Origin of the sequence: Paenibacillus chibensis (assembly GCF_004001045.1) — a bacterium.
Taxonomy (GTDB): domain Bacteria; phylum Bacillota; class Bacilli; order Paenibacillales; family Paenibacillaceae; genus Paenibacillus_AQ; species Paenibacillus_AQ chibensis.
Genome location: NZ_BIMK01000044.1, coordinates 26,951 through 52,899, shown reverse-complemented (window position 1 = coordinate 52,899; position 25,949 = coordinate 26,951). Strand labels below are relative to the sequence as shown.

The 25,949-nt window shown below is 50.0% G+C and carries 26 protein-coding genes, 1 tRNA gene and 2 riboswitches; of the genes, 16 read left to right on the top strand and 11 right to left on the bottom strand.

The annotated features are described in order from the left end of the window. Positions 1-188 precede the first annotated feature (188 nt). The 11 genes from PCH05_RS25125 (at position 189) to PCH05_RS25080 (ending at position 10,381) form a co-directional block, all read left to right on the top strand. Positions 189-1,505 (top strand): S-layer homology domain-containing protein, encoded by a 1,317-nt coding sequence (locus tag PCH05_RS25125; protein WP_127607112.1) that lies wholly within the window; start codon positions 189-191, stop codon positions 1,503-1,505. A gap of 265 nt (positions 1,506-1,770) precedes the next feature. Beyond that, a complete protein-coding gene (gene guaB, locus PCH05_RS25120) occupies positions 1,771-3,228 on the top strand; it encodes an IMP dehydrogenase (RefSeq protein ID WP_127607110.1) in 1,458 nt (485 codons plus the stop codon). 229 nt (positions 3,229-3,457) lie between these two features. Beyond that, positions 3,458-4,765, top strand: coding sequence for a D-alanyl-D-alanine carboxypeptidase family protein (locus PCH05_RS25115; RefSeq protein ID WP_127607118.1), 1,308 nt, complete (start codon positions 3,458-3,460; stop codon positions 4,763-4,765). Positions 4,766-4,971: 206 nt separating this feature from the next. After that, positions 4,972-5,853 carry a pyridoxal 5'-phosphate synthase lyase subunit PdxS gene (gene pdxS, locus PCH05_RS25110; protein ID WP_127607108.1) on the top strand — a complete coding sequence of 294 codons (882 nt, stop codon included), beginning with the start codon at positions 4,972-4,974 and terminating at the stop codon, positions 5,851-5,853. Between the two features lie 21 nt (positions 5,854-5,874). Continuing rightward, positions 5,875-6,453, top strand: a complete 579-nt coding sequence (pdxT, locus tag PCH05_RS25105) for a pyridoxal 5'-phosphate synthase glutaminase subunit PdxT (protein WP_127607106.1) — start codon at positions 5,875-5,877, stop codon at positions 6,451-6,453. A gap of 235 nt (positions 6,454-6,688) precedes the next feature. Next, on the top strand, positions 6,689-7,975 hold the full coding sequence (gene serS, locus PCH05_RS25100) for a serine--tRNA ligase (RefSeq protein ID WP_127607104.1): 1,287 nt from the start codon (positions 6,689-6,691) through the stop codon (positions 7,973-7,975). Positions 7,976-8,049: 74 nt separating this feature from the next. Beyond that, positions 8,050-8,138 (top strand) — tRNA-Ser (locus PCH05_RS25095). Between the two features lie 127 nt (positions 8,139-8,265). Further along, complete coding sequence (locus PCH05_RS25090) at positions 8,266-8,610, top strand: hypothetical protein (protein ID WP_174806303.1); 345 nt, start codon at positions 8,266-8,268, stop codon at positions 8,608-8,610. Between the two features lie 20 nt (positions 8,611-8,630). Further along, positions 8,631-8,807 (top strand): hypothetical protein, encoded by a 177-nt coding sequence (locus tag PCH05_RS27445; protein WP_164766795.1) that lies wholly within the window; start codon positions 8,631-8,633, stop codon positions 8,805-8,807. Between the two features lie 22 nt (positions 8,808-8,829). Next, positions 8,830-8,988 carry a small acid-soluble spore protein P gene (locus PCH05_RS25085; protein ID WP_127607100.1) on the top strand — a complete coding sequence of 53 codons (159 nt, stop codon included), beginning with the start codon at positions 8,830-8,832 and terminating at the stop codon, positions 8,986-8,988. 307 nt (positions 8,989-9,295) lie between these two features. Beyond that, on the top strand, positions 9,296-10,381 hold the full coding sequence (locus PCH05_RS25080) for a hypothetical protein (protein WP_127607098.1): 1,086 nt from the start codon (positions 9,296-9,298) through the stop codon (positions 10,379-10,381). An 83-nt stretch (positions 10,382-10,464) separates the two neighbouring features. Here the strand turns inward: PCH05_RS25080 and tadA are convergent, their stop codons facing one another. After that, a complete protein-coding gene (tadA, locus tag PCH05_RS25075) occupies positions 10,465-10,971 on the bottom strand; it encodes a tRNA adenosine(34) deaminase TadA (protein WP_371860585.1) in 507 nt (168 codons plus the stop codon). Positions 10,972-11,468: 497 nt separating this feature from the next. Here tadA and PCH05_RS25070 point away from each other — a divergent pair, with 497 nt between their 5' ends. After that, positions 11,469-13,661 carry an ATP-binding protein gene (locus tag PCH05_RS25070; protein WP_307719586.1) on the top strand — a complete coding sequence of 731 codons (2,193 nt, stop codon included), beginning with the start codon at positions 11,469-11,471 and terminating at the stop codon, positions 13,659-13,661. Next, positions 13,651-14,355 (top strand): 23S rRNA pseudouridine(2604) synthase RluF, encoded by a 705-nt coding sequence (gene rluF, locus PCH05_RS25065; RefSeq protein WP_127607094.1) that lies wholly within the window; start codon positions 13,651-13,653, stop codon positions 14,353-14,355. The genes PCH05_RS25070 and rluF overlap by 11 nt, the downstream gene beginning before the upstream one ends. A gap of 94 nt (positions 14,356-14,449) precedes the next feature. On the opposite strand, the gene motB is transcribed toward rluF, so the two are convergent. Continuing rightward, on the bottom strand, positions 14,450-15,259 hold the full coding sequence (gene motB, locus PCH05_RS25060) for a flagellar motor protein MotB (RefSeq protein WP_127607091.1): 810 nt from the start codon (positions 15,257-15,259) through the stop codon (positions 14,450-14,452). Then, positions 15,243-16,043 (bottom strand): flagellar motor stator protein MotA, encoded by an 801-nt coding sequence (motA, locus tag PCH05_RS25055; RefSeq protein WP_127607089.1) that lies wholly within the window; start codon positions 16,041-16,043, stop codon positions 15,243-15,245. The genes motB and motA overlap by 17 nt, the downstream gene beginning before the upstream one ends. A gap of 338 nt (positions 16,044-16,381) precedes the next feature. On the opposite strand from motA, the gene PCH05_RS25050 reads away from it, so the two are divergent. Next, positions 16,382-16,675: a hypothetical protein gene (locus tag PCH05_RS25050; protein ID WP_127607087.1), complete on the top strand. Its 294-nt coding sequence runs from the start codon at positions 16,382-16,384 to the stop codon at positions 16,673-16,675. Positions 16,676-16,870: 195 nt separating this feature from the next. Beyond that, positions 16,871-17,176, top strand: a complete 306-nt coding sequence (locus PCH05_RS25045) for a 4a-hydroxytetrahydrobiopterin dehydratase (protein WP_127607085.1) — start codon at positions 16,871-16,873, stop codon at positions 17,174-17,176. A gap of 101 nt (positions 17,177-17,277) precedes the next feature. Here PCH05_RS25045 and PCH05_RS25040 read toward each other — a convergent pair whose 3' ends face one another. The 6 genes from PCH05_RS25040 to PCH05_RS25015 all read right to left on the bottom strand — a co-directional run bounded on the left by PCH05_RS25040 (position 17,278) and on the right by PCH05_RS25015 (position 23,281). Then, complete coding sequence (locus tag PCH05_RS25040) at positions 17,278-17,637, bottom strand: c-type cytochrome (protein ID WP_127607083.1); 360 nt, start codon at positions 17,635-17,637, stop codon at positions 17,278-17,280. Between the two features lie 156 nt (positions 17,638-17,793). Beyond that, positions 17,794-18,285, bottom strand: coding sequence for a GNAT family N-acetyltransferase (locus PCH05_RS25035; RefSeq protein ID WP_127607081.1), 492 nt, complete (start codon positions 18,283-18,285; stop codon positions 17,794-17,796). Positions 18,286-18,526: 241 nt separating this feature from the next. After that, on the bottom strand, positions 18,527-19,018 hold the full coding sequence (locus PCH05_RS25030) for a C40 family peptidase (RefSeq protein WP_127607079.1): 492 nt from the start codon (positions 19,016-19,018) through the stop codon (positions 18,527-18,529). Between the two features lie 5 nt (positions 19,019-19,023). Beyond that, a riboswitch (cyclic di-AMP (ydaO/yuaA leader) is annotated at positions 19,024-19,161 on the bottom strand. 410 nt (positions 19,162-19,571) lie between these two features. Then, positions 19,572-20,036, bottom strand: coding sequence for a C40 family peptidase (locus tag PCH05_RS25025; protein WP_127607077.1), 465 nt, complete (start codon positions 20,034-20,036; stop codon positions 19,572-19,574). Positions 20,037-20,041: 5 nt separating this feature from the next. Further along, positions 20,042-20,181: riboswitch (cyclic di-AMP (ydaO/yuaA leader) on the bottom strand. A gap of 269 nt (positions 20,182-20,450) precedes the next feature. After that, positions 20,451-21,284 carry a hypothetical protein gene (locus tag PCH05_RS25020; RefSeq protein ID WP_127607075.1) on the bottom strand — a complete coding sequence of 278 codons (834 nt, stop codon included), beginning with the start codon at positions 21,282-21,284 and terminating at the stop codon, positions 20,451-20,453. Between the two features lie 11 nt (positions 21,285-21,295). Continuing rightward, on the bottom strand, positions 21,296-23,281 hold the full coding sequence (locus tag PCH05_RS25015) for a M1 family metallopeptidase (protein WP_127607073.1): 1,986 nt from the start codon (positions 23,279-23,281) through the stop codon (positions 21,296-21,298). 197 nt (positions 23,282-23,478) lie between these two features. Here PCH05_RS25015 and PCH05_RS25010 point away from each other — a divergent pair, with 197 nt between their 5' ends. Beyond that, positions 23,479-23,991: a YwhD family protein gene (locus PCH05_RS25010; RefSeq protein WP_127607071.1), complete on the top strand. Its 513-nt coding sequence runs from the start codon at positions 23,479-23,481 to the stop codon at positions 23,989-23,991. Positions 23,992-24,087: 96 nt separating this feature from the next. Here the strand turns inward: PCH05_RS25010 and PCH05_RS25005 are convergent, their stop codons facing one another. Together PCH05_RS25005 and PCH05_RS25000 are read right to left on the bottom strand one after the other, a co-directional pair. Beyond that, positions 24,088-24,738, bottom strand: coding sequence for a DNA-3-methyladenine glycosylase (locus PCH05_RS25005; protein ID WP_127607069.1), 651 nt, complete (start codon positions 24,736-24,738; stop codon positions 24,088-24,090). Positions 24,739-24,762: 24 nt separating this feature from the next. Further along, positions 24,763-25,827 carry an endonuclease/exonuclease/phosphatase family protein gene (locus tag PCH05_RS25000; RefSeq protein ID WP_127607067.1) on the bottom strand — a complete coding sequence of 355 codons (1,065 nt, stop codon included), beginning with the start codon at positions 25,825-25,827 and terminating at the stop codon, positions 24,763-24,765. Positions 25,828-25,949: the final 122 nt, after the last annotated feature.

Sequence of the window (25,949 nt, the reverse complement as noted above, 5' to 3'; positions counted from 1 at the left end):
TGTTTTCCTGAATTTTTTTATATCAGGGATGTTATTCATGGTATACTTACATATATATGTATAATTTGGAATAAGGTTGGTCTATCATCTTCCGATCTGAATTGTTTATTAAGTGAAGATGATTCCTATGTTAACTTTCATTTTATACTATTTATTCCTGATATTTTAGGAGAGAGGGGTAAGTACATATGAAGATGAGCAAGAAAAGACTGGCGTCGGCGTTCCTAACGGGCGCATTGGCCATGGCGATTTCCCTGCCTGCTTATGCGGCGGAGTCCACGCAGGGGATCTCGCGGGGGGATTTTCTCAATCAGGTTACAAGCGATTTAAATATTACATCCAGCTCAGCTGTCAGCCTGCCGAAGGATGTTTTGGCGGATTCGCCTTACAAGAATTCGGTGAGCGCCATGCTGGAACGCAAAATTCTGAAAGGTTTCCCGGATGGAAGTATCCGTACGAATGAGCCGATTACAGGCAAAGACGCCTCCATCGTGCTTGGTCGCATTTTAGGCTTTAAAGATGAGGAAAGTATCAAACGCTTACAATCCGAGTTCGGCATTGATTGGCAGTCCCAGCCGGTCTTGAGCGCTTCGGATGTACAGGCTTCCCTGGCGAAGGTTCTGCGGAATGACCAGACGGCGGTTGATCTGATGGATGCCGTGCAGAAGGAAATGGCCAATGTTCACTCCTATGAATCTACGGTTGGCATGCAAATCCGGATGAGCTTCAACGGGATTGACAAGAGTAACGAAAATAGTCTGGGCAGTTCCACTGTGGATTCAAGTAAGGCAGACGAGGGTTCCATGGCTTTAACCCTGAAAGCTGAGGGCCAGGTTCAACTGGACGATAAGCAGGGCATGCTGGAGAAAATGACGATGAAGGATTTTTTGGGGTCCGGCGACATGGAGTCCTTGACCTACATGGTGCCGGAAGGTACTTTTGCGCAAAGTCCGGATATGGGGACGGGGAAAAAGCAATGGATCAACATGACCAAGGGAATGCCATCCTTTGACCAGCTCATGAAAATGCAAAAAGAAAATGCAACCCAGCTCAGCAGCTTGAACCAGAAATACTTTATTTACCGCGATCTGGGCAAGGAAACCATCGATGGTAAGGCCTACAGTAAGGTGGCATTGTACGGTAAAATCCCTTCTCTCCAAGGACTTCTGAATGATACGCAAAGCTTGACCGGTATGGGAGACATGATGAGTTCTCTGCCAAGCGATGGGAAGGCAGCGATTGAAAATATGGGCGTAGCCGCCAACATCGTATACTGGATCGACGATGCGACGCACCGGATTTTTAAAGCAGATATGAATATGTCATACTCGATGCCAGCAGCAGGGCAAACGCCGGCAATGCAAATGGACATGACGATGAATATGGGTTACAGCAAGTATGATGAACCGCAGACGATTAAGCTCCCGGAAGAAGCCAAGAAGGCTCCGACGATGGAGGAGTATATGGCTCAGGTAACCGCAACACAGTCAAATCCTGAAAAGTAATCTGCGAATGCATGAATTTAACGGAATTTGGACATCCCACCAAGGGATGTCTTTTTTTTGAGTGTTGTCTTGTACCAGTGGACATGTATTTGCACCTGTGAGACAACGGCATGTTCTGATCTTTTTACCAGTCTCTATTCCTTGACAGCCTCACGGGGCCTTTGCTAAGATGGCAATAATATATTTTCAGAAAATGATTTTCAAGCCTTGTTGTACAAGGGTTTTGACGAATACAATACATGATAAATGAGGGGGAAATTCCGAGGTGTGGGAAGACAAATTCAGTAAAGAAGGATTTACTTTTGACGATGTATTGCTGGTGCCGCGCAAATCTGAGGTACTGCCGAAGGAAGTGGACGTGTCCACAAGATTAAGCAAGCATGTTAAGCTTAACATTCCACTCATCAGTGCCGGTATGGATACCGTGACCGAATCCGCAATGGCGATCGCGATTGCTCGTGAGGGCGGAATCGGCATTATTCATAAGAACATGTCCGTAGAACAGCAGGCTGAAGAAGTAGATCGTGTGAAACGCTCGGAAAGCGGCGTTATTACGAATCCATTCTCCTTGACACCTGACCACCTTGTTGCCGATGCAGAGCAAGTCATGGCTAAGTTCCGCATTTCCGGCGTTCCGATCGTGGACGAGCAGCATAAGCTGGTGGGCATTCTGACGAACCGCGATTTGCGTTTTGTACATGACTACGACATTCAAATCAAAGAAGTCATGACTCACGAAAATCTGGTTACGGCTCCGGTTGGTACAACCCTGCAGGAAGCGGAGATTCTTTTGCAAAAGCATAAAATCGAAAAGCTTCCGTTGGTCGATGACAGCAATGTGCTGAAAGGCCTCATTACCATTAAGGATATCGAAAAAGCGATTCAATTCCCGAACGCGGCAAAAGATGCCCAAGGACGCCTGGTTGTCGGCGCGGCTATCGGCATCTCCAAAGACGGTTTTGACCGGGCGGAAGCCTTGGTGAAAGCCGGCGTTGACGTTATCGTCGTGGACTCCGCTCACGGGCATCATATTAACATTCTGGATGCGGTTCGCAATCTGCGGAGCCTGTATCCTGAATTGACCATCATCGCCGGTAACGTTGCGACAGGAGAAGCGACTCGCGATCTGATCGAAGCCGGCGCTTCGGTCGTGAAAGTCGGGATCGGACCCGGCTCCATCTGCACGACGCGCGTCATTGCCGGTATCGGCGTACCGCAAATCACGGCCATCTATGACTGTGCCAAAGTGGCTCGCGAATACGGCATTCCACTGATCGCTGACGGAGGTATCAAGTACTCCGGTGAAATTACGAAAGCTCTCGCCGCAGGCGGACATGCCGTCATGCTCGGCAGCATGTTTGCAGGAACGGAAGAAAGCCCTGGCGAGTCCGAGATTTATCAAGGACGCCGTTACAAGGTCTATCGCGGCATGGGCTCCATGGCAGCCATGAAACAGGGCAGCAAGGACCGTTACTTCCAGGATGACGACAAGAAGCTCGTGCCGGAAGGCATTGAAGGCCGCGTCGCTTACAAAGGTCCTTTGGCCGACACGATTCATCAATTGATCGGCGGACTTCGCTCCGGCATGGGATATTGCGGAACGAAGACGCTGGAAGAGCTTCGCGAGGATACCCAGTTTGTACGCATTACGGGTGCAGGTTTGCGTGAGAGCCATCCGCACGACGTACAAATCACGAAGGAAGCGCCGAACTATTCGGTATAAAAAAGAAGGATGTTTGAATAAAACCAACATCTTCTTGTACAGACAGGTCGAATTTCGCCCTGTCTGTCTTTTTTTGCTTAATTCCCTGTGATAGAATAGAACAAGTAAGAATTAAGTAGGCTAGAGGGGAGTTATACATTCATTGAGTAAGCATTGGAAACGTCCAAGCCGGAAGGCGGGACAACAAGAACACAAACGTCATCTCGTTAAAAAGAGCATAGCTTCGGTTATGCTATTGAATATGCTTTGTCTATCCGCCCTGCCAGCGGCCATGGTATTCGCTGCTCCGGCAAGCACTGCTGCAACCAGCACCGCGGCAAGCACTGCAAGTAGCATTCAAAAGCCTGAACTGAACTTGAAGTCCGCGGTATTGATCGAGCCGACAACGGGTCAGATTCTCTATGCCATGAATGCGGATGAGCCTCTTCCTCCGGCAAGTATGACCAAAATGATGACCGAGTACATCGTTGCCGAACAGGTCAAACAGGGGAAACTGAAATGGACGGACAAGGTCACCGTAGGCAAAAACTCCGAGGAAACGATCGGCTCGCGTATTTTTCTGGCTGAAGGAGACGTACATACCGTAGAGGAACTGTACATAGCGATGGCTGTCGGTTCCGCAAACGACGCCACGGTTGCACTGGCCGAGAAGGTATCGGGAACTGAGCAGGAGTTTGTAAAGCTGATGAACAAGACCGCTCAGGAAATGGGTATGAAAACGGCCTATTTTATTAATGCGACAGGTCTTGACCGAGCTGACATGCCGAAAGATTTCCGGCCGGATACCGATAAGGAAGACGTCATGTCGGCAATGGATGCGGCCATTCTGGGCAAGCATATCGTCACCGACCATCCGGATTATGCCAAATATACCTCGATCCAATCTTATAAATTCCGCGAGCGGGATAAAGCTCCAATCATCAACTATAACTGGATGTTGGAAAGCAATAAGAATATTCAGAACTTCAAGGCCTATGCTTACCCAGGGTTGGATGGTTTGAAAACAGGCCATACGCAAAATGCGGGCAACTGCTTCACTTCGACAGCAGTCCGTAATGGCGTGCGCTTAATTGGCGTTGTCATGGGGGCAGACTCCGAGGCTCACCGTTTCACGGAAACCAAGAAGCTTCTTGATTACGGCTTCGACAACTTTGAAATCAAGCAGGCTGTTGCAGGCAAATCTAAAGTGGAAGGCCTGGATACCGTTCCAGTCAAAAAAGGCGTCGAGAAAAAAGTCGGCGTCGTGACTGATGGGGATGTCAGCTTCGTCGTGCCTAAAGGCGCAGAGATCAAAGGCGTCAAATTCACAACCAAACTGGATTCAGCCGACGGGATGGTAGCGCCGATCAAAAAAGGCACCAAGGTCGGAACGATTACCTACACTTACAAAGCCGACGGCATCGACAAGGCGCAGACCAAAACAGTCAATCTGGTTACTTCCGAGGAAGTGGAGAAAGGCGGCTGGTTCCGCTTGTTCTTCCGTGCCATCGGAGAAATGTTCAGCGATTTGTTCAAGGGAATCAAGAACCTTTTCTAAATTGGCGGTAAATCCTGAAGCCAAGGTAAACCACTCTCCAAGGGTTGAAGCAATGAACCGCTGCAAAGCAGATTAATTTCGGTGAAAAACCGCTAAATGGTTTTCTTCATATGGATTTTGAGTGCATGGTTTGAATGTGGAGCTGTATTCGCCTTCTGTGGAGACGGATAACAGATGACATGATATACATTTCGGGAGGCGTAGACATGGAAACGGGAACTTCGAGAGTCAAAAGAGGCATGGCAGAAATGCAAAAGGGCGGCGTCATTATGGACGTCATGAATGCCGAGCAGGCAAAAATCGCTGAGGCGGCTGGAGCAACGGCCGTCATGGCTTTGGAGCGCGTACCATCCGATATTCGTGCAGCCGGCGGCGTAGCCCGTATGGCGGATCCGACAATTGTCGAAGAAGTGATGAAGGTCGTATCCATTCCGGTCATGGCGAAAGCGCGGATCGGACATTTTGTTGAAGCGAAGGTGCTGGAATCGCTCGGCGTCGATTACCTCGATGAGAGCGAAGTTTTGACTCCGGCGGATGAAGTATTCCATATCGACAAATGGGACTTCACCGTTCCTTTCGTCTGCGGCGCCAAGGATCTTGGCGAAGCGCTGCGCCGGATCGGCGAAGGCGCGTCGATGATCCGTACCAAAGGCGAGCCCGGAACAGGCAATATCGTAGAGGCTGTCCGTCATATGCGCTTCATCAACAGCCAAATCCGCAAGGTACAGAGCATGTCGAAGGATGAGCTCTACGCAGAAGCGAAGAATCTGGGCGTTGCCTATGATCTGCTGCTGGGCGTACATGAGGATGGCAAGCTGCCGGTCGTAAACTTCGCTGCAGGCGGCGTAGCCACTCCGGCTGACGCAGCGCTGATGATGCATTTGGGAGCAGACGGCGTGTTCGTAGGCTCCGGTATTTTCAAATCCGACAATCCGGAGAAATTTGCCCGCGCTATCGTTGAAGCCACGACTCATTACCAAGATTACAAGCTGATTGCCGAAGTATCCAAAAACCTGGGTGCTCCGATGAAAGGCATCGAGATTTCGAAGCTGAGTCCGTCTGAACGGATGTCGGATCGCGGCTGGTAAGAGAGAGAAGGCTAAAGACATATGAAAATCGGGGTTTTGGCACTTCAGGGTGCCGTAGCAGAGCATATACGCAGCATCGAGCTGGCCGGAGCCGAGGGAATCGCCATTAAGAAAAAGGAAGAGCTTCAGGACATACAGGGCCTGATTATTCCCGGCGGCGAAAGCACGACGATCGGCAAGCTGATGCGGAAATATGATTTTATGGACGCCATCCGTGAATTTTCTGCGGCAGGCAAGCCTGTTTTTGGTACATGTGCAGGTCTGATCGTGCTCGCGAAGACGATTGAAGGCCAAGAAGATGCCCATTTGGAGCTGATGGACATCACTGTGGCACGCAATGCGTTTGGACGCCAGCGGGAGAGCTTTGAGGCCGATCTGGATGTAAAGGGAATTGACGAGCCCATTCGCGCCGTATTTATCCGTGCACCGCTCATCCGCAGCGTCGGAGATCAGGTGGACGTACTATCCTCCTACAACGGAGAGATTGTAGCGGCAAGACAAGGGCATTTGCTGGCGTCTTCGTTCCACCCGGAACTGACCGATGATTACCGGCTCCATCAGTATTTCGTGGATATGGTAAAAGCCAGTCAGGCGTCATAAATCCTTGCTGCTTCGCCGATATATAACATGACAGACACCTTGACCCTTTTGATGATATCTAGAGGCTCCCAATAGGGTAAGCTTTAGATAGGGGAATGATCAGCTTGCGGCTTTCCGTTGCGGGAGGCGGCAGGCTGAGCCATTTCCACAGGGGTCGGGGTTCTTTTTTTGAAGATATCAGCTTGTATGAAGTACGAAGCAAAGAAACATGCAAGATTTTTAGGAGGATTGTCCAATGTTGGATGTGAAAATATTACGGAGCGATTTTGCCAAGGTAGAGCAAGCACTGAAAAACCGGAACAAATCACTGGATTTGATCGCAGGCTTTCCTGAGCTGGATTCGCGCCGCAGAGAGCTGCTGCAGGAAAGCGAGGCGTTGAAGAACCGCCGCAACGTCGTGTCGGGCGAGGTGGCCAAACGTAAGAAGAACAAGGAAGACGCCGAGGAGCTTATTCTTGAGATGCGCGAGGTGTCCGACCGGATTAAAGCGATGGACGAGGAAGTGCGTGGGCTGGAGGCGTCTATTTCCGAAATGATGATGTCTGTCCCGAATATGCCGAATGAATCGGTTCCGATCGGGGCTTCCGAAGAAGACAATGTGGAGGTTCGCCGCTGGGCTGAGCCTACGACATTCGAATTTGAGCCGAAAGCGCATTGGGATGTCGCGCAAGGTTTGGATATTCTTGATTTTGAAGCGGCTGCCAAAGTAACGGGATCGCGCTTCACCTTCTACAAAGGTCTCGGCGCACGCCTGGAGCGGGCCTTGATCAACTTCATGATGGACCTGCACAGCAGCGAGCATGGCTATGAAGAAATGCTTCCCCCATACATCGTCAATGGCGATAGCCTGCGGGGAACGGGACAGCTGCCGAAATTTGAAGAGGATCTGTTCAAAATCCGCGACACGGATTATTATCTGATCCCTACCGCTGAGGTGCCTGTCACGAATTACTATCGCGATGAAATTTTGTCGACGGAGGATTTGCCGAAGCATTTTGTGGCGTACAGTTCCTGCTTCCGTTCCGAAGCCGGATCGGCCGGACGCGATACCCGCGGCTTGATTCGTCAGCATCAATTCAACAAAGTGGAGCTGGTAAAGCTCGTCTCGCCGGAGACATCCTATGAAGAGCTGGAGAAAATGACGGCTAATGCCGAGCGTGTCCTGCAGCTTCTGAAGCTGCCTTATCGGGTGATGCAGCTCTGCACGGGAGATATGGGCTTCTCAGCCGCCAAAACGTATGATCTTGAAGTGTGGCTGCCCGAGAGCGGAATGTACCGCGAAATCTCTTCTTGCTCGAATACGGAGGACTTTCAGGCGCGCCGGGCCAATATTCGTTTCCGTCCGGAGCCGAAAGCCAAGCCTGAATTCGTGCATACGCTGAACGGCTCTGCGCTGGCTGTCGGCCGGACTGTGGCAGCGATTTTGGAGAACTACCAACAGGCAGACGGCAGCGTTCTGGTGCCGGAGGTTCTGCAGCCTTATATGGGCAACGTGAAGGTTATTCAGCCGAAGAACAAATAAGCCTTGATCATCAGAATCATTTGTGGTAAGATATTTTTGTTACGCCTTATGTAATTTTAAATTTTTTACCACCTGGAGAGGTACCGAAGCGGTCATAACGGGGCGGTCTTGAAAACCGTTAGGGGGCAACTCCACATGGGTTCGAATCCCATCCTCTCCGCCAGAATTTACAACGACAGAAGTCATTCTTGAAAAGGAAGGCTTCTTTTTTTATGTTTAAAGAGATCTTCAGCAGCGAATAATTCCGCATGCTTCTTCGCACATTAAAGTGCAGGGGAGGTGTGATGAACATGAACAAGGATTTCGATTTGAACCAAGATCAATTGGTCCATGCCTGGCAATCCCAGCTGCCGAAGAACCTGGATCCGTCCGATTCCGCGCAGGTCCTTGCCGACGAGGCGAACCCCAATGCCCTCCGGATCCATATCGATACCGCAGGCCGCCAGATGTATTCTTTTGACTTTCAATGTTCGTACATGGACACGCGTGAGGTCAAAGTTGATCTGGTGGATGTGGAGCGTGAAGGACGTACCGTCGATGAACGGACGGAAATCATTCAGGACATGGCTCAGGGTTACAGCCGCCAGATTCACGAATGCGCTCAGGCGCTCCATGATGTGACGCATCATTCTTGAGAGGGAAATGAGGGAAGAAGATGACCAAGGCCAAGCCCGGATTGGATAAAAACTTGAGCAATGTCGTGGATGAGCTGAATGAAGCGCCGGTGAACGGTCACCATGCCCAGCAAATCCAGCAGGATGAGAATGACCGCCGCCATGAAGACGCCCGGAATCATCACAAGCCAACGGACCTGACACATCCGCATTCTTAAATCCAAGATGGGGTGAATACCGATGAGCAAACCAAAAGCCGTTCCCGTAGCGGAAGCACAGCGCGCTGAGCAGCGCCAGCATCACCGGGGAAACGAAGGCAGTACCATGCAGGAGCCTTTGTCCGGCTCGAAAAAGGTGAAAAACCGGAATCATGTGGATCATTTGAATAAAGAGGGCTAGTTTCTGCGCACCTCTCAAAACTGGAAAATGAATAAAGCGCTCCGGCAGCTGCCGGGGTGCTTTTTTGTTGGGGTTCATAAGGCTCATAGGTTATGCAAAACACATAAGAAGATGCAGTTTAGCGAAATTTGCAACCTGGAGGTGCAGCCTTCCGTATAACCACATGTGAGCTCACATCGCAGGAAAAAAAGGAAATTAACTAATTTTCAAACATATTATTTCCAAAACCTGTTTCAGTTCAGGTTTAAATCGTTTATGATGAATAGGTGTGCTATGGCTACAGAGAACCGAGAGGAGAGAGAAATTGATGAACAAGAAGTTTGCAATCCTGATTCTTACACTGCTCATGTCCATGACGGTGGTCCTTGCAGGATGCACAAGCAAGCAGGATCCGAAAGACGCGATGAAGAGCGCCACGGGGAATGCGATGAAAATGACCTCCTATGAAATGAAAAGCAAGGTGGTCATCAAAGACCTGAAGGTAACCAGCCAGGATACCGATACAGCGGCGGCTACCGGACAGGTGATGAGCATGCTCAATAACGCGGAATTGACTATTGATGGGGTATATCAAAGCGAACCGATGCAAACTGAGCTTACCATGGGGATTAATCTTAAGGGCGACATGTCCATGAGCTTCAACATTCCGATGGTCATGACCAAAGAGAAACTGTACGTTAAAATTCCAAGCATTCCACTGCTGCAGATGATTCCGGAAGACGCGGTCAACAAATACCTCGTACTGGATCTGAAGGAGCTGGCGGAGCAGGAAGGTACGAAATTCAATCCGGATTCCATGGATACCAAAAAGACACAGCAGCTTTCCAACGAAATCATGAATACATTGTACGGCGAGTATGACGGAAATAAATATTTCAAGGACATCAAGGTGAAGGATGCTAACCTGCCAGATGGCGTGGATGCCAAGCAGGTCGTGCAGTTCTATGTAACCAATGAGAACGTCAAGGAAGCCGCTGAAATTTTCGTGAATAAGGTAGCCCCTAAGCTGCTGGATATCGTCAGCAAGGATGAATATCGCGACATGCTGGGTCTCACGAAGGAAGAGATCGACAAAGCTAAGAGCGAACTCAATTCGAACAATGGTGATAAACTCAGCAAAAACCTGAACGACCTGAAAAACTATTTGACCATTAACCAGTTTACTGTGAATACGGCCATCGACAAGAAGGACTTCCCTTCCTATCAGGATGCGATCGCGAACGTGGAAATGAACGATCCGGAAACGAAGGACAATGTGAAGCTTTCGATGGAAGTGACCAATCAGTACAGCAAAATAAACGATAAACAAACCTTTAAAATCGGCATTCCAAAAGAAAGCGACATTATTACGATGGAGCAGCTTGAAAAAGAAATGGGCGCAGCTTCTTACTAATCATTAGCTCAAAATACGCATGCAAACAGCCTGGACGGGTAAATCCCGCCCAGGCTGTTTTTTTGGATTTCTATGGATCGTCGTTAAGATTTCCCGCGCAGCTTACGAAAGAATTGCGTCAGCATGGTGGAGCACTCTTCCTGCAGCACGTCTTGGATGACCTCGGTTTGATGATTGAAGCGCGATTCCTGCAGCAAATTCATAAGTGTGCCTGCGCAGCCGGCTTTGGGATCATGGGTACCGTATATGACCTGCGGAATGCGGGATTGGACGATGGCACCGGCGCACATAGGGCAGGGTTCAAGCGTCACATAAAGCCGGCAGTCCAGCAGCCGCCACGCGCCGATTTGCTGGCTGGCTTCCCGAATGGCGACGATTTCCGCGTGAGCGGTTGCATCCTGCGTCGTTTCCCGCAAATTGTACCCGCGGCCAATAATTTCATCTCCACGGACAATTACGGCTCCAATCGGTACCTCGCCTATGTCTTCAGCCCGTTTCGCCTCCGCGATGGCTTCTTTCATCCACCGTTCATGCACAGATTTATCCACAGTTTTATCCCGGGCGACAGGATGATTCAGATGTTCATCCAATTTGAAAATCCTCCTATTCTCCAAAAACGATTTATTCAGCGAACAAATATTCGATTGTTAACATGCTGTGCATATAAATGTGGATAACTTTTTTGTTACGCACAGATTTATCCACATTTTAAGCCTAATAAAATGTGAATATGTGCATAAAGTGCATAAGTTCCTTCTTAAGATTATAGAATTTATTCGTTTTCAGCAAGCCGGAAAGGCTTCTTTCGCTCAATTTATATCCAAGACTGGTTTTACGCCTAATATGGGCCATAATGAAGCGATTTGTATTTTTTTCGCAGTCTTTTCAACCAGAGGGTTTGGGGTTATGATGAAAGGTGTATTTTTAATTGATGGTATAGCTTTTTTAGCCAAGAGGTGGTCCTTTGTCCATAAAAAATAAACTAACTCTGATCATGTCTGGCTCCCTGTTGTTGATATTGCTACTATACATACTTCTTAGTTTTTACACGACACAAGCCAATCTGAAAAGGGACAGCGAGAGTAAGATGCTCGTGGCTGCCCGGCAAGTTGCCGCCTCCGTCGAACAGAGCCAGTACAGCTCGGACTATGTCCAGCGCCAGATCGGGGAGATGCTCAGAATGGCGGCGATCCTCGCAGCCAAGGAATTGCCTGAGGATTACCATGATATCGACAACAAGGAGCTCATTAGGCTGAGCAAGGAAGTCGGCGTAACTGATATATCCATACTGGTGCGAACAAGGGATGACGTCGTTGTTCTCAAGTCTTCCGATCCCAAGGAGCTGGGGATGTCCACCCAGGATTGGGGTTATTGGTTTACTGCATTTAAACAGCTATTCAACATGGAGCGGGTCACGGTTTCCAAAGGCATGTATATGGATAAATTCTGGACAGGTCCGTTTGAATACTCGACCTCCAACCCCGGTTTTATCGATAAATGGGGTTACTATTATGATGGTAAACGCAATTATATGATCGACCCTTTTATAAGAAGCGATGCGGTGAACCAGTATGCCAAAATGGTCAGTCCGGAAGCTGTTCTCGAAAAAACGAAGCAGGTGAATCCGCAAATTTTGGAGATCGCCTGTATCAACCCGCAGACGTTTGGCAACAGCGGAATGACGGAGAACGGCTATGATAGTAACAATAATAAACTGCTGAACCGCCCCATCCAATACGGCACGTATACCTATGGAGACTTGGCAAGGGACAAGCAGGCTGTCTCTCAAGCAGTTAAGACGGGGGCCAATGTGGTATTTGCCACCAAGGTTCATGGCGTGAAGGTGCTCAAAAGTTTCATTCCGATGTTCAAGTCGGATCAATCGGTGTATATCATCAGCATCGTCATGGACTACAAGACGATTTCACAGGTGCTGAATGAACAGCTGATGAACTATATTGCCATTTCAGCCGTGCTGCTGATCATCGTCATCATGGTGTGCTACGTCTTGGCAGGCTACATTATTCGTCCGATCGAATCCATGCTGATCAAAGTCAAGGATGTATCGGAAGGGCGTTTTGATACGCCGCTCGCCTTGAACAGCAAGGATGAGTTCGGTTTGCTGTCTTCCAAAATCAATGCGATGACGAGAAGCCTTAGCGATTATACGAATCAGCTGAAGCAAGCTGTTGAAGAGAATAAATCCGTAAAGGATCACCTGGAATCGATTATCCAGCAGACGGCAGACGCTATTCATACGGTGGACTGGTCCGGGCGGGTTATTCAGGTGAACAAGGCGTTTGAGGATTTGTATGGGTGGACGGGCAATGAAGTTCTCGGCAAGCCGCTTAATATCGTTCCGGATTTCCTCCAGGAGGAAGAGTCCAGGAAGCTGATTGCACTCCGCAATGGTGAGCAGCTGCCGCCCACAGAGACCCTTCGCCTGAAAAAGGACGGCTCGCTGGTCGAAGTGAGTATCAGCACGGCTCCGGTAAGGGACGAGGATGGCAATATTCTCTCCTTCATCAGCGTGTCCCGGGATATGACCGAGCGCAATAAAATGGATGAGCTGCTCCGGCGGTCGGAGAAGCTCACGACGGTTGGCCAGCTTGCCGCCGGCGTGGCACATGAGATACGGAATCCGCTGACGACGCTGCGCGGGTTCCTGCAGCTGCAGCGCGAGAATAACCGCCTGTCGCCGCTGCATAATGAAATCATGCTGTCAGAGCTCGACCGGATCAATCTGATCGTCAGCGAGTTTCTTATTTTGGCCAAGCCGCAGGCGATTCAGTTTCAGGTCAAAAGCATTCGGAATATTCTGAGCGATGTCGTTTCTTTATTGAACAGCCAGGCTCATTTGTTTGGCATCGAATTCAAATTTGAATTTGAGCCGGAAGATTACAAGGTGCATTGCGAAGAGAACCAGATGAAGCAGGTATTCATCAATATTATTAAAAATGCCATCGAAGCCATGGAAAGCGGAGGCATTATTACCATCGAGCTGTTCCGGTTAAGCCGAGAGGAGATCGGCATCACGATTACCGACCAAGGTATTGGCATTCCGAGTGATATGATGCCGAAGCTGGGCGAGCCGTTCTTTACGAGCAAGGAAAACGGAACCGGGCTTGGACTCATGATCAGTCAAGGTATTATTGAGGGACATAAGGGGATGATGGAAATATTCAGCAAGCCGGGTCAGGGCACCCGGGTTGACATCGTTCTGCCATTGGCCCAAGAAGCAGACATAGAGGATAAGGGGGAAGAACCCAGTGCGGATTAACAAATTTATTAGCGAAACCGGGTTTTGCTCCCGTCGTGAAGCCGATAAGCTGGTCGTGAGCGGTAAAGTGACGATCAACGGCGAGACAGCGGTCCTGGGCAGCCAGGCGGAAGAAGGGGATGAGGTCCTGATTAACGGCCAGCCCCTGAATCCGAAAAAGAAGAGCTATGTCTATATCGCCCTAAACAAGCCCGTGGGCATTACGAGCACGACGGAACAGCATATCAAGGGGAATATCGTGGATTTTGTGGGTCATACCGAGCGGGTATTTCCGATCGGCCGATTGGATAAGGATTCTGAAGGGCTGATTCTTCTGACTAGCGACGGAGACGTGGTGAATAAGATTCTGCGCGCTGAAGGGAAGCATGAGAAGGAATATATCGTGACGGTGGACAAGCCGGTTACGACGTCATTCTTGACCGGGATGGCCGGCGGCGTGAAAATTCTCGGCGAAATGACGCTACCATGCACGGTCACGCGGATTTCGGAACGGGTCTTCAAAATTATTTTGACAGAAGGGAAGAACCGGCAGATCCGCCGCATGTGCAGTGCCTTCGGCTACAGCGTAAGGAGGCTTCAGCGGATCCGCATCATGAACATCCATCTCGGCTCCCTGCCAAAGGGGAAATGGCGTGATTTGACCGACGCGGAGAAAGAGGAGCTCGGCAGCCTACTTCAATATACGCTGGAGTAGACGTGTGATACTTCCGGCAGCTTCCCGCAAAATGATTAAAAGCTGTATTAACCGTACATAACGGTTAATACAGCTTTTATTATGGAGAAGTGCTTTATTTGCCCGTAACCGATGTCTCTTGGGTGTCACTCGTGTATTTACGGAGAATGGATACCTCAACCCGCCGGTTTTTTGCGCGCCCGGCATCCGTAGCGTTCGTCGCAACGGGGTGGAATTCGCCGAATGCCGTCGACGTGAACTTCGAAGGGTCCAGCTTCGGATTTAGCAGCAGAATCTTCATGAAGTGAAGCGCCCGGTCGGAGCTTAAGTCCCAGTTCGAAGCATATTCACTGTTGGAAATCGGCATGTTATCCGTATGGCCGGATACGACGACATTGTAGGTTGGAAATTGCTGCAGCATGTTGCTGATCGCCAGCGCGAGCTGCCTGGATTCCGGCTTCACGACAGCGCTGCCCGATGCGAAGAGTGCGTTGTCGCTGATTGTAATCGTCAGCTGGGATTGATTCAGCTTCGTATTGAGCAGCGTAGTCAGCCCGTTATTTTTAATATATTGATCCAGCTGCTTTTTGAGCTTCTCCAGGTCTTCCTGTTCCTGTTTGGCCAGCTGGGATTTTTGTTTTTGCTTATCGGCGTTACTGACGACGTTTTCTTCGGAGTTTTTCTTGCCTTTATCCAGGTTCTTGTCTGAAGGCATGGCCGAGTTGAAGCTGAGAACGCCGGTACCCGTACTGAGCGCTGTATTAAAGGCTTTGCTCATCTCTTCGAACTTCTTGTTATCCGTGGCGCTCATGGCGTACATAACAATGAACAGGGCCAGCAGCAGGGTCAAAAGGTCGGCGTAAGGGAGCAGCCAGGATTCGTCCGCGTGCTCCTCATGCGGTTCATGTTTAGTCTTTTTGCTCACCTGCGTCAGCCTCCTTCTCATTCATTTGAGCGCGCTCGGAAGGGGTTAGGAATACAGAAAGCTTTTGGCTGATTGCAATCGTAGAGACGCCGGATTGAATGGACAGAAGTCCTTCGATCATCATGAGCTTGAGCTCCATCTCTTTTTTGGACAAACGTTTCAGCTTGTTGGAAATCGGATGCCACAGCACGTAGCCGGTGAAGATACCGAGCAGTGTCGCGATAAATGCCGCACCGATGGCGTGCGCGAGCTCGCCCATGTTCTCCATCTTGGTCAAGGCGGCGATCAGACCGACAACGGCCCCGAGTACCCCGAGAGACGGAGCGTACATACCAGCCTGGGAAAAGAGCAGCGCACCTGCGCGGTGCCGTTCCTCCGTGGCAGCAATATCCTCCATTAATACATCGCGTACAAAGTCCTGATCGTTGCCGTCGATGATCATCCGCATTCCGTTGCGGAGGAAGTCGTCATCGATTTCTTCGACTTTGGTTTCAAGAGCCAAAAGTCCTTCACGGCGGGTAATGGAGGCCCACTCCATGAACATCGTGATCAGCGTGCGGCGCTCGAGCAGCTGCTGCTTTACGAACACCATTTTCAGCAATTTCGGGAATTTTTTAAGCTCTGACATCGGAAAACCAATAAACAATGTGGCGGCCGTTCCCCCGAGAATGATGACATAAGCGGCAGGGGTAAGGAGTGATATCAAAGGGGCCCCTTTGAGTATCATACCGACAAAGACCGCAACCAAGCCTAGTATTAGGCCTATAAGTGTTGAAATTTCCATTGCGCACCTCATCCATGAGAAATAGAATTGAATCCTTTCGTGCACCAAGTTTGCGTCCTTGCAAAATGGTGTGTCGCACCAAGAAACGTATTATATACTTTATCGTCAGGATTCTCTTTTTTTTTTAGGGGGTTTTTCCGGTATAATGAAACCGGGGGGTTCAGCAGTCCTATCATGGATTGGTCGAATCGGCCAGTTCATCAAGCTTCCACCCTATACGGAACGGACTACTTGGATAAAAAAAGTCCCGCATCAGGGACGTTCAGCCGTAAAAGACGGCGCGTGATTGACGTTTTACAGAGTGCAAAGCGAAATGTGACGAGGCGGAGGGAAATTCCATGGGAGTAAAACATGGGCGCAAATATGACGAAATTTTGAAAGACCTGACGGATGCGGTGGGGGAAATCCCGGACAGCTATCTGTTCTTTGAGATGGAAGCCGCCGAGTGGCAGGAACTGGGCCCTGAAGAGAAGCGGGAAGTGCATGAGGCGCTGGCGGAGGACCTTTTTTACGGACTGGGCACCGAGCCTGTCATCGAAGTGGGATGCGGGGTCGTGATGTACGATAAGGATCATCACCGGATCAATCTGCTTATCGGGGACGAGGAACTGACTGTAGTCCCACTCATCTAGTCCATGGGCCGAATGGATTTTTGAATGCCTGGCATGTTAAGATATAACAAGTGTTTGGCCCTGAGGACGGCCATATTCATAAATATTCAGTGACCGGAATACAATGGGAAAAAGTTCATGTAAAAGCCAGGCAAAGACGCGCATCCTTTGGGCTCTAAGGCCATCAGGATGCTTGGTTTCAGGGAGGAAATAAACATGGTTTATACGCAGGAAGAAGTTGAAGCGCATTTGGCGAAGCTCGAGGGCTGGGAGCTCGAAGAGGGACGCTGGATCGTGCGCAAATTCATTTTTTCCAATTTCATGAAGGGGATATCGTTTGTCGATGAGGTTGCGGCGATATCCGAGGCTTTCGATCATCATCCTTTTATCTCGATCGACTATAAGAACGTAACGCTGCGCCTGACCTCCTGGGACGACGGAGGCATCACGGCCCTGGATATTAAGGAAGCGCATCAGTTCAATGAACTGTTCGAGAAGATGCGCTCGGGCGAAAAACGATAGCTTCATGCCCCATTTCAACGCCATCAAAAAACACGCTTCGGTCATGACTTTGAAGTCCTGATCTCGAAGCGTGTTTTTCTATTCCCGTATCGGGGAAACCGTTATTTTTTGGCTGCAAGCCACTGGGCAACGTTGGCGATTTCTTCACTCTTCAGCTTGTCTTTGAATGAAGGCATGCCGCCTTTGCCTTTCGTAACGATTGTATAGATTTCTTCGGCGGAGAGCTGGGAACCGATTTTTTGCAGGTTAGGTCCAACACCGCCCTGCAGCTGGTCACCGTGACAGCTGATGCAGCTTTGCGCTTTGATGGTAGCCTCAGCGGCTGCGGCATCCATCGTCACTTCAGGCATGGTTGGTTTTTCTTGTTCAGCTACTTGTTCTTTGCCAGGCAGATTAAACATGAGCACAATGGCAAATACGCATGCGATCGCTACGACACCGCTCATGATCCATTTTTGCATCTGTTTTCGTCCTTTCTATGTAAACTGCAGTTCTTCATTTCTTCATTATAACGGAACAAGCCGGTACATCAAATAGTTTGTGACAAAAAAGCAAACGAAAGCCGGGGGAGTCCACTAAATATACACAATTTTGTACCATTTATCATTGACGTTTCATCAGTCGCCTTCATAGGTCATGCAGTGGAAGCGGCCAATGCCTTCGGGCGTATGCTTGTCATACGTATCGGTGACGACGAAACCCGCCTTCAGGTAAGTTCGGATGGCCCGTTCGTTCCAGTCCTGCACCTCCAAATCGATCGGCAGATCCGGATAGCGTTCCTTGGCTGCGTGAACGACCGCATGTACAAAGCTTTTACCCAGTCCCTGGCCGCATAAATCAGGCCTCATACCGATTCCGAGCCTCACGGCGTTAACCATGGGGAAGAGCTGCGCAAAGCCGCACAGGGCGCCTTCAGCGTCCAGGACAGACACATACTGCTGCTGTCTCACGTCGGAATCGCCGAGCTCAATCCCCAGCGCCTCCATCTGACTGAAGGGAAGCCATCCGTAAATACGGTCGTAAGGGGAAGCATAGACCCAGCTGCAGCAGGCTTCGGCCTGTGCGCGGCTCATGGGAACCACCGTTAAAGCATCTTTGAAATCATTCATGGCGTAGCCCCTTTCCTAGAGACAGCGCTGCTATTTAAGATTTGAACATTATTGAAAAATTATTCCGAATTTTCCCGTTACATGGTGTTTATTTGCCGGCATGAAGGGTAACAAATAATATGGGCGGGAATATGGTAATTACATACAGCATGAATGCCCATAAAAAAACCCGCTGTTTGAGATTTCGGCAAAAATCTCAAAGAACGGGCTCTCTTACAAATCAGGCAGATGCGGTTAGGCATTACTGCACGTCATCATTGTCTTCGGAATCAACGGCGGCGGATTTGTAAGTATCCGTACTCATGATTCGTTTGGCGCCAACGTAGCGGTTGACGTAGTAGCTTTCGCTAAGCGAACTGACAACAACTCCACGGGAAGTAGAGGCGTGCGCGAACTTTCCGTCGCCGACATAGATTCCGACATGGGAAACCCCGGAGCCGGAGGTATTGAAGAATACCAGGTCTCCTGCTCTTAAGTCGCTGCGGGATACGGAAGAACCCATGCTGAACTGGGATCCGGATTGATGCGGCAAACTGATGCCCAGATGCTTGTAGACATACATGGTGAATCCGGAGCAGTCGAATCCGTTCGCCGTCGTTCCACCAGTTACATACTTTGTTCCAATGACGTCATCGATGACTTTGTCCATTTTGGAATCCGCGAAAGCGCTTCCGGCTCCAACGGTAAATACGATGGCAAAACTCATGACTGCTGCTGCTAGCTTCTTTTTCAAAACCAATATACCCCTTCCGGTGCCTGCGAGGTTAGCTTAAGGATTCGGTAGAAGGTCCCCTATGATCCCTCTGTTGCAAGATCAATTCACCCATAATGGTTCCCCCGCTTCCCTAGTGTGAGGAAATTCGGCATTAGATTCTCTACACTATATACATCAGGAAACGTTACTTACTTCAACGGTCCAGCAAAGATTACAAAGTTGTTACTAACTCACTGGGACTATTGTAGCAAAGGAATTTCATTTTGGCAATTGTTTCTATCCCATATCAACTAAAAAATAATCAATTTTTTTAGAAATAAGGCATTTTTTTGAGCATTTTATAGGAAAAGATGTTTATTTGTTGAGGGGATGGGTAAAAGAGGCTTAAGCAGGATGTGGAATTATCAAATTTATTTTAATTTATTTATAAAAAGTTGTTACTTTTTCATCGTTTCAACCGTCTAATAAGTAATAAGAAACCCGCGAAGGGATTTCGGCAAAAATCCTCAGCGCGGGCGAGTAGCTTTAAGTCATATTTCGAGTTATATGAAGTCGTGTTTATGAGTGAGTTTTAGTTGTAAACGGCTGCTTTATATTTAGCGGTACTCATGATTCGTTTGGCGCCAATGTAGCGGTTGGCGAAATAGCTGTTGCTGAGCTTACTGACCGTAACGCCTTTAGATGAAGACGAATGTGCGAAATTTCCATTTCCAAGGTAGATCCCGACATGGGAAACGCCCGCGCCGGTCGTATTGAAGAATACCAGATCTCCGGCTCTCAAATTGCTTTTGGAGACGGTAGTGCCTGTTCTAAACTGGGCGCTGGATTGGCGTGGAATGGAAACCCCCAGCTTCTTGAATACATATTGCGTAAATCCGGAGCAATCGAACCCGTTTGTGGTGGTTCCGCCGGTTTTATAGGTAACACCAATCGTTTTATGAACTACGTTATTCAGAGATGAATCCGCGAATACGCTGGTTCCCATGGAGAACATGAGCGTGATTCCAAGTGCGGCTGCTGCAAACTTCTTTTTCAAAAAAATAAACCCCTTCCGGTTGCCTGCGAGGTTAGCTTAAGGATTCGGTAGAAGGTCGTCCCCTATGATCCCTCTGTTACGAGATCAATTCACCCAAAGTGGTTCCCCCGCTTCCTGGTGCCAAGGAATTCGGCCTTGATTCAAGCACCTGAAAGTGGACTGACGGCATGGTATCGTATCATTCGGTTATTGTCGCTTGAAAATTCGTTACAGCACATTTTGGAATAGTTACAGTAATAATTACAAAGTTGTTACTAAGTTCGTACTCGGATTATTGTACCAGAGGTTCAATGCTTTGGCAAATAGATCAAGCACTTCAAACTAAAAAAAACCCTACCCTTTTGTGATGAAAGGGTGGGGTTTTTCTTCTATCAGGCGATTGAAGTGATGACAAAAAATTAACTTTTACGAAATTTATTTTTCAGCATGCTTGAAAGCATGATGCTGCCACAGATCATACTTGGCGGAAATGCCCCAGATTCTCATGACGCAGCTGATGAAATGATAGCCCTGCTGGAGAATGAGAGCGAGAATGCCAGCCCATATCAGCGAGACACCAGTGCAAAGGCTGAACAGAAGCAAAGCGGCCGTACCCAGCACAAGCGATATGCCGATCAGGGGAAGGGCACGGCGAAGGCAATGCCATAACGGGGCCAGGAAACCGGTACCGCCGGTTTTACCGAACTGCATGAACAGAACAAACTGATGGACGATGTAGGCATACAGCAGCCAAGCAGCGGCATAGGGCAGCACCTGCAGGGCCAGTGTTTGCAGCTGCGTGCCGTTCAGGAGGAGCTTATACAGTTTGGGGATGATCCAGTAGGCCGGTATCGCGATAAGCATCCATTCCGCCAGATGAAAGAGAAACACGACTTTTCCGTGGCGCTTCATGCCCTGGAAGAAGAACAGGCCGACTTCGCCTTCCCGTTCGCGGTGCAGGCCGTAGAATATCCCTGCATGGATGAATGGGGTCAGCAGCATGCGCAGCACGAACATGGCAAGCAAAATCCAGATGTAGGTATGAACCGTTCCGCTTGTGGATAGGCTCATTTTGCCTTCGAAGTAAAACAGCAGCTGGCTCAGCTCATTCGGCGGCGGGTCGGGATAACGCATCAAGAGCGGCGTGACGGCTGAATGGACCAGGCGGTACAGAAAATATCCCCAGATCAGCTGGTACAAAAAGAGAATGATGACGATATAAAATTGGTTCTTAAGACTTTTCCAGCCACTAGCAATATGGGTTTTCACCTGTTCTCACCTCACCAGGACAGACTTCCAAGCAGAGTCTCAATCAGCTTGGTGATGCTTAAGTTCCAGCGGATCAGCACCTTCTTGTCCATATCCGCCTTCAAGTAGTTGTTGATATGCTTGTTCTCTATCACAATCGAGTAATTGGGGTCGACCATCGCCCAGGCGAGCGGTGCGCTGTAGTCCAGCTTGAACTCGGCACTGTCTCCGGTCCCGTTCCAGACCTTGTTCAGCGTGTGACCGTCCGTAAAGGTGAACAATACCGGAACTTCGGGGAAGTCCCCGCCTTTTTTCGATATTTTGACGGTGGATTCGTACACGGGTGCCTCGCCGCCGCCTTTTTTGTGAACGGAGATCGAATCGACTGCGAAATCGGCCATCTGGCTGCCATAGACGTACTGATCGAAGAAGGTCTGCCAGGACTTGTGAGTGACCTGCTCGACGACCTTTTGAAAGTCGGCTGTGGTCGGATGCTTGAACCGGTATTTTTTTGCATAGGTGCTCATGATTTTACTCATCGTTGGGGAGCCGACCTGCTGTTCCATTCCTTTCAGCAGCAGCTTGCCCCGGTAATAGACGTTAAGGGCGTACTGATCCTGGGTGCCGTATTTCCATGCTTCCTGCGTTAAACTCATGGGCGAGGAGATAAGGGAGGCTTGGACCGGTAAATTCGGGATGACGCCATATTCCTGCTCCATGAGCTTATCCTCGGCATAGGAAGTGAAGCCTTCATCAAGCCAGGCCTCTTCGAATTCATTGCTGGCCACCATGCCGTAAAAATATTGGTGTCCGATCTCATGAATAACGGTCCGCTCGAGGTCATAGCCGGGTGAATCATCCTTGGCGCCAAAGGCCGTGACCAGCGTTGGGTACTCCATCCCGCCCGCGCCGTTGCCTGATTCAGGCGGAACGACAATGGACAAAGTAGAATAAGGGTAAGAGCCGTACCACTTGCTGAAATACTTGAGCGCAGCTTTGGCGGCAAAGAAATATCTTTCCTTCAGGTCTTTGTGGGCAGGATCGAGATATAGCTTGATCCGGACGCCCGGCACCTCGTCGGAGGCGAAGGGCTCCTCGGCCACAATGAAATGCGGGGAAGCGGACCAGGCAAAGTCATGCACGTCATCCGCATAGAACTGATAAATCTTCTCCTTGTTTCGGACCTGGGCAGACTGCATGATGCCGGTGCCGGCGACAATGTAGTTCGACGGGACATGAATGCGGACGCTGTAGGTACCAAAGTCGGCATAAAACTCGGAATTGCCGTGATATTGATGCAGGTTCCAGCCTTCGGTCTTCCGCCCTCTGACGCCTGCGGGCTCGTAGACGCTGATTTTGGGAAACCACTGCCCGGCCATAACGAAATCGTCGGCGGTACCCATCCGGGCGAATATTTTGGGCAGCTTGACCTCAAATTCGATGGTGAGCGTAATGCTTTCCCCGCCCTTGACGGGCTTTGGCAGCCGCACCTTCGCGAGCGTCTTGTCCTTCACGTTGCCGTCGTCGGGCTGTACGTATTGAATGCGGTGCATCAGCGACAGGCCTTCGGACGTTTTCATGTCGGTGATGGTCATGGAGCCGAAGCCGTCAGACGGCATCGTATCATTCCGGAGCTTGCCCCCGGATTCCTTTATGAAGGTGGAGTCCATGGAGGAGAAGGCGTTGGGATACAGATGAAAATACAGCTCGTTCACCGTTTTTTTGCCGGGATGGGTCCAGGTCATGGTCTGGGTTCCCTTAATAACACGGTTATCCGGATCAAGCGTCGTATCGATGTGATAATCCGCGACCCGATGGCTTAGAATTTCCGCCGTTGGCTGTTGTACGGTTTCCTGCTGGACGATCGGAGAGGTGACCTTGGGAGGCTTGGCCTGATTTGGAGCGTAGGAAGCCTGAGATTCCGGTGTATCCCTGAAGATGAGCCACCCTGTTCCCGCGAGCAGGAGACAAAGAGCGATGATCGAAGAAATGATGATTTTGGCGCGTACTGGAGCCATATACGAATACCTCCCGTTGACAAGCATCTAAAGCATGTATATGTTGGCTTTCCAGCGATTATTAGTTAAAATAAAATTAAGTTGCATGGTGTTATCAAAAGCAGAATGCCTATTCGGCCGATCCAACTGCTGCCAAGCATTCCTTGGTGGCGGGGATAAGCAGGATAGACGTTTTCTAATAGGAGGAACACGAGCGTATGGAGAACAACGAGCAGCAAATCGGAAAAAAACAAATCGCCCTGAACATTGTCAGCGGCAAGAGCAAGCATAAAATGGGCTTTGGCGCAGGCTCGATCGACCTCAACAATATTTCGCCGGTCATCATTGACCGCGGCGAAGCCACGATCGATATCGGTGCGATGCATGCCAAAAGCAAGCCGGAGCGCCGGATCCGTTTTTCCGCAAACCGTGAAGACGTACCGAACGGACGCCAGGTGTGGATCGTATGGGTGGCGGTTGACCGTGATGCCGAAGGCCAATTTTATGGCGGGGCAACGGCCAGCGAAATGTGGATCGATGAGGAAGAACGCCGCGGCTGGAAAATCCTCGCGGACCACGTCAACCGGATGGATGCCGCGCTGAAGCGCAAATTCATGCTGGATGAGCTGGGAGCGGAGGAGAAGAAGCTGCTGAAGGATCTGCTCGTATCCCATAACGAGGAATGGTGGGAGAAATCCCCGGATGAGCTGAAGCAGGCGCTGGAAGGTTAGGAAGAATATATTGCCGTATATAAAAAGGCCTGAGCCGGATCTTGTTGTAGACAACAAGCGTTCGGCCAGGCCTTTTTGACATATAAGAGTCTGCGGTTACAATCTCTGCTGATACGGCGCCGGATCCTTATCTTTAACAGATACGTAAGGATTTCCTTCTATATAGAAGCGCCACGGTTTTTGCACATATTCTCCGGCATAATCAATATTGATCCGTGGACATTGGACGATGGCCAGATCCTGCACGTCATCCCCGGCTTCCAGGCGGAGGGGGCCGCCCATCCGGTCCAGCGGACATCCATTCAAGCTCCGGTCAATGCGCAGGGCGCGGCACAGTTTGCCCGGACCGTTGCTTAAGTTTGCCGCCTTTCCGGAGAAATGGCCCCTGTATTTGCGCATCAGCTCCTCATCCCGGGTGGTAAGCGGTTCGACGCCGCGGATGAGCACGGCTTGAGGGTCATCCGCTTCTCCCACCACGACGTTCAGGCAGGAGTACATGCCGTAGATCAGATAAACATAAGCAACGCCTCCGGCGGCGAACATGACCTCTGTTCTTGCCGTTCTCCTGTTGCCGAAGGCATGGCTGCCTTGATCCTCCGCGCCCCCGTAGCTTTCCGTCTCAATAATGCGGCAGCGGATTTCGCCGTCATCGGTCACGCGCACCAGTGTCTGGCCCAGCAGGCGTGGAGCGGCCTCCAGCGCCGTCTGTGACAGCAGCGCCGGGGAAAGCAGATTCGTATCACGCATGCCGCAAGGCCTCCTTTATTTTGCTTATTTCAGTAAAAACTCGGCAGTGACAGGGTTATGATCGCTGTGCTCATGCTTCAGGTCATGCCCCTCCACCTTAACGATTTCAACGTTCGGAGACACCAGGAATCCGTCGATGACGGCCCGGAAGTTCACGCCCTCCCGATAGGCGACATCAACGGTACGAACCGATGCCGTGTTTTTGTCGACGGCCCATTGGAAGCCTTCCGGCTTGAAGCCCTCAGGGAAAGACTGGAGCCAGTCCGGCCAGCCCTGTGTGGCTTTGAATGCGCTCGGATCGGTTCCGGGCAAGGCGTGGTTCCAATCGCCGCCGATAATGAGATAATTTCCTTTATCGCTTTCCTTCTTCATATAATTACCCAGAAACTGCAGCTGCTGCTTGCGGATGCTGCCTCCCTTATCAAAGGCTGACAGATGCAGATTTACCAGCACGAGCTCCTTGCCGTTATTTACCGGGATGCGATTTTCAATGAAATCGCGGTCCAGATCAAACAGCTGCTGCGGCCAGTTCTCTTTTCCCGGAAGGCTGTACCGCGTGACGCCGGTGCTCTTGAAGCCCGAAATCGTCACCATGCCGCCATGGGTATGCCCCATCGGATGAAACAGCGGGACAGGCACCCAAGGAACCTTGTAGTTGTCGGCATAAGAAAAGCTGTAGCCTTGCCGGAGTGCTCCCTTCAGTTCATCGAGCTCATTGATGTTGTAGCTGCGAGAAGATTTGATGTCGATCTCCTGGATAAAATAAAAATCGGATGGGCTGCCGCTTAAAAAAGAGGTGATTCCCTTCAAATTCGCCTGTACTTGTTCATTGCTGCTCGCACGGGATGCCGTCCCGCCATCCATGAAAAAATCCTCGTTTCGGTCAAGTCCCGCATATCCGATATTGAACGTCGTCAGCGTAAACGGCTCACCCTGCTGGAGGATCTTCTCCTGATTGTCCGTAATCGTAATTTTTTCCGTAGGAGCGGGCTTATAGTCGGTCAAGGATACATACAGCAGAAATCCCCCGACAAACAGCACGGCGGCGAGGATGATACCGCCAAGGGTCCAGCTTATTTTTTTGACCATCCGGAAGTCTCCTTTATGTATCAAATGAATGGATTGATGTCTCATACCCCGAAGCCAATCCTAATGTATCACGGGCTGCAGGCGGAAATCCATAACTAAAAAGGGCCATCCGTGTCGCGTCA

What these genes read in the sequence shown, in the direction of transcription:
- PCH05_RS25045 (WP_127607085.1), top strand. Translation starts at nt 16,871, where the DNA reads ATGGTTTATACGCAGGAAGAAGTTGAAGCGCATTTGGCGAAGCTCGAG.
- PCH05_RS25080 (WP_127607098.1), top strand. Translation starts at nt 9,296, where the DNA reads ATGAACAAGAAGTTTGCAATCCTGATTCTTACACTGCTCATGTCCATG.
- PCH05_RS25050 (WP_127607087.1), top strand. Translation starts at nt 16,382, where the DNA reads ATGGGAGTAAAACATGGGCGCAAATATGACGAAATTTTGAAAGACCTG.
- PCH05_RS25115 (WP_127607118.1), top strand. Translation starts at nt 3,458, where the DNA reads ATGCTATTGAATATGCTTTGTCTATCCGCCCTGCCAGCGGCCATGGTA.
- PCH05_RS25035 (WP_127607081.1), bottom strand. Translation starts at nt 18,285, where the DNA reads ATGAATGATTTCAAAGATGCTTTAACGGTGGTTCCCATGAGCCGCGCA.
- motA (WP_127607089.1), bottom strand. Translation starts at nt 16,043, where the DNA reads ATGGAAATTTCAACACTTATAGGCCTAATACTAGGCTTGGTTGCGGTC.
- PCH05_RS25085 (WP_127607100.1), top strand. Translation starts at nt 8,830, where the DNA reads ATGAGCAAACCAAAAGCCGTTCCCGTAGCGGAAGCACAGCGCGCTGAG.
- PCH05_RS25070 (WP_307719586.1), top strand. Translation starts at nt 11,469, where the DNA reads ATGCTCGTGGCTGCCCGGCAAGTTGCCGCCTCCGTCGAACAGAGCCAG.
- PCH05_RS27445 (WP_164766795.1), top strand. Translation starts at nt 8,631, where the DNA reads ATGACCAAGGCCAAGCCCGGATTGGATAAAAACTTGAGCAATGTCGTG.
- serS (WP_127607104.1), top strand. Translation starts at nt 6,689, where the DNA reads ATGTTGGATGTGAAAATATTACGGAGCGATTTTGCCAAGGTAGAGCAA.
- pdxS (WP_127607108.1), top strand. Translation starts at nt 4,972, where the DNA reads ATGGAAACGGGAACTTCGAGAGTCAAAAGAGGCATGGCAGAAATGCAA.
- PCH05_RS25090 (WP_174806303.1), top strand. Translation starts at nt 8,266, where the DNA reads ATGAACAAGGATTTCGATTTGAACCAAGATCAATTGGTCCATGCCTGG.
- PCH05_RS25005 (WP_127607069.1), bottom strand. Translation starts at nt 24,738, where the DNA reads ATGCGTGATACGAATCTGCTTTCCCCGGCGCTGCTGTCACAGACGGCG.
- PCH05_RS25000 (WP_127607067.1), bottom strand. Translation starts at nt 25,827, where the DNA reads ATGGTCAAAAAAATAAGCTGGACCCTTGGCGGTATCATCCTCGCCGCC.
- PCH05_RS25015 (WP_127607073.1), bottom strand. Translation starts at nt 23,281, where the DNA reads ATGGCTCCAGTACGCGCCAAAATCATCATTTCTTCGATCATCGCTCTT.
- PCH05_RS25040 (WP_127607083.1), bottom strand. Translation starts at nt 17,637, where the DNA reads ATGCAAAAATGGATCATGAGCGGTGTCGTAGCGATCGCATGCGTATTT.
- PCH05_RS25125 (WP_127607112.1), top strand. Translation starts at nt 189, where the DNA reads ATGAAGATGAGCAAGAAAAGACTGGCGTCGGCGTTCCTAACGGGCGCA.
- pdxT (WP_127607106.1), top strand. Translation starts at nt 5,875, where the DNA reads ATGAAAATCGGGGTTTTGGCACTTCAGGGTGCCGTAGCAGAGCATATA.
- PCH05_RS25010 (WP_127607071.1), top strand. Translation starts at nt 23,479, where the DNA reads ATGGAGAACAACGAGCAGCAAATCGGAAAAAAACAAATCGCCCTGAAC.